The 3,211-nt window shown below is 56.8% G+C and carries 1 rRNA gene; it reads left to right on the top strand.

Annotated elements, in window-relative coordinates:
• Window positions 1–57: 57 nt before the first annotated feature.
• Window positions 58–3,180: ribosomal RNA gene (locus ACWGIF_RS37725) — 23S ribosomal RNA — on the top strand.
• Window positions 3,181–3,211: the final 31 nt, after the last annotated feature.

Raw genomic sequence — 3,211 nt, forward strand, 5'->3', positions numbered from 1 at the left:
AGGGTGATGGGTGGCTGGTCGTTGTTTGAGAACTACACAGTGGACGCGAGCATCTGTGGCCAAGTTTTTAAGGGCGCACGGTGGATGCCTTGGCACCAGGAACCGATGAAGGACGTGAGAGGCCGCGATAGGCCCCGGGGAGCTGCCAACTGAGCTTTGATCCGGGGGTGTCCGAATGGGGAAACCCGGCAGTCGTCATGGGCTGTCACCCACTGCTGAACACATAGGCAGTGTGGAGGGAACGAGGGGAAGTGAAACATCTCAGTACCCTCAGGAAGAGAAAACAACCGTGATTCCGGGAGTAGTGGCGAGCGAAACCGGATGAGGCCAAACCGTATGCGTGTGATACCCGGCAGGGGTTGCGCATGCGGGGTTGTGGGAATTCTTTTGACCGGTCTGCCGGCCGGTCGGCGAGTCAGAAACCGTTGATGTAGTCGAAGGACATGCGAAAGGTCCGGCGTAGAGGGTAAGACCCCCGTAGACGAAACATCAGCGGCTTGCTTAAGAATCTCCCAAGTAGCACGGGGCCCGAGAAATCCCGTGTGAATCTGGCGGGACCACCCGCTAAGCCTAAATATTCCCTGGTGACCGATAGCGGATAGTACCGTGAGGGAATGGTGAAAAGTACCGCGGGAGCGGAGTGAAATAGTACCTGAAACCGTGTGCCTACAAGCCGTGGGAGCGTCGCCGTTGTTCTTCGGAACAACGGTCGTGACTGCGTGCCTTTTGAAGAATGAGCCTGCGAGTTAGCGGTGTGTAGCGAGGTTAACCCGTGTGGGGAAGCCGTAGCGAAAGCGAGTCCGAATAGGGCGATTGAGTTGCACGCTCTAGACCCGAAGCGGAGTGATCTAGCCATGGGCAGGTTGAAGCGGAGGTAAGACTTCGTGGAGGACCGAACCCACCAGGGTTGAAAACCTGGGGGATGACCTGTGGTTAGGGGTGAAAGGCCAATCAAACTCCGTGATAGCTGGTTCTCCCCGAAATGCATTTAGGTGCAGCGTCGTGTGTTTCTTGCCGGAGGTAGAGCACTGGATAGGCGATGGGCCCTACCGGGTTACTGACCTTAGCCAAACTCCGAATGCCGGTAAGTGAGAGCACGGCAGTGAGACTGTGGGGGATAAGCTCCATGGTCGAGAGGGAAACAGCCCAGAGCATCGACTAAGGCCCCTAAGCGTACGCTAAGTGGGAAAGGATGTGGAGTCGCAGAGACAACCAGGAGGTTGGCTTAGAAGCAGCCACCCTTGAAAGAGTGCGTAATAGCTCACTGGTCAAGTGATTCCGCGCCGACAATGTAGCGGGGCTCAAGCGTACCGCCGAAGTCGTGTCATTGCAGCAATAGGGCCAACGCCCGCTGTGATGGGTAGGGGAGCGTCGTGTGCCGGGTGAAGCAGCAGCGGAAGCTAGTTGTGGACGGTTCACGAGTGAGAATGCAGGCATGAGTAGCGATACACACGTGAGAAACGTGTGCGCCGATTGACTAAGGGTTCCTGGGTCAAGCTGATCTGCCCAGGGTAAGTCGGGACCTAAGGCGAGGCCGACAGGCGTAGTCGATGGACAACCGGTTGATATTCCGGTACCCGCTTTGAAACGCCCAATATCGAATCCTCTAATGCTAAGGCCGTGAAGCCGTTCCGGAGCCTTCGGGCAAGGGAAAGTGGTGGAGCCGCCGGCCCAAGGTGGTAGTAGGTAAGCGATGGGGTGACGCAGGAAGGTAGTCCAGCCCGGGCGGTGGTTGTCCCGGGGTAAGGGTGTAGGCCGAGGGGTAGGCAAATCCGTCCCTCATTAAGGCTGAGACCTGATGCCGAGCCGATTGTGGTGAAGTGGATGATCCTATGCTGTCGAGAAAAGCCTCTAGCGAGTTTCATGGCGGCCCGTACCCTAAACCGACTCAGGTGGTCAGGTAGAGAATACCGAGGCGTTCGGGTGAACTATGGTTAAGGAACTCGGCAAAATGCCCCCGTAACTTCGGGAGAAGGGGGGCCATCACTGGTGATCGGATTTACTCCGTGAGCTGGGGGTGGCCGCAGAGACCAGCGAGAAGCGACTGTTTACTAAAAACACAGGTCCGTGCGAAGCCGTAAGGCGATGTATACGGACTGACGCCTGCCCGGTGCTGGAACGTTAAGGGGACCGGTTAGTGCGCTTTCGGGCGTGCGAAGCTGAGAACTTAAGCGCCAGTAAACGGCGGTGGTAACTATAACCATCCTAAGGTAGCGAAATTCCTTGTCGGGTAAGTTCCGACCTGCACGAATGGCGTAACGACTTCTCGACTGTCTCAACCATAGGCCCGGTGAAATTGCACTACGAGTAAAGATGCTCGTTTCGCGCAGCAGGACGGAAAGACCCCGGGACCTTTACTACAGTTTGATATTGGTGTTCGGTTCGGCTTGTGTAGGATAGGTGGGAGACTTTGAAGCAGCCACGCCAGTGGTTGTGGAGTCGCCGTTGAAATACCACTCTGGTCGTGCTGGATGTCTAACCTCGGTCCGTGATCCGGATCAGGGACAGTGTCTGATGGGTAGTTTAACTGGGGCGGTTGCCTCCCAAAGGGTAACGGAGGCGCCCAAAGGTTCCCTCAGCCTGGTTGGCAATCAGGTGTTGAGTGTAAGTGCACAAGGGAGCTTGACTGTGAGACCGACGGGTCGAGCAGGGACGAAAGTCGGGACTAGTGATCCGGCGGTGGCTTGTGGAAGCGCCGTCGCTCAACGGATAAAAGGTACCCCGGGGATAACAGGCTGATCTTCCCCAAGAGTCCATATCGACGGGATGGTTTGGCACCTCGATGTCGGCTCGTCGCATCCTGGGGCTGGAGTCGGTCCCAAGGGTTGGGCTGTTCGCCCATTAAAGCGGTACGCGAGCTGGGTTTAGAACGTCGTGAGACAGTTCGGTCCCTATCCGCTGTGCGCGTAGGAATATTGAGAAGGGCTGTCCCTAGTACGAGAGGACCGGGACGGACGAACCTCTGGTGTGCCAGTTGTCCTGCCAAGGGCATGGCTGGTTGGCTACGTTCGGGAGGGATAACCGCTGAAAGCATCTAAGCGGGAAGCCTGCTTCAAGATGAGTATTCCCACCTCCTTGAGAGGGTAAGGCTCCCAGTAGACGACTGGGTTGATAGGCCAGATGTGGAAGCCCGGTAACGGGTGAAGCTGACTGGTACTAATAGGCCGAGGGCTTGTCCTCAGTTGCTCGCGTCCACTGTGTTAGTTCTGAA

The organism is Streptomyces sp. NPDC054849 (genome assembly GCF_053610945.1).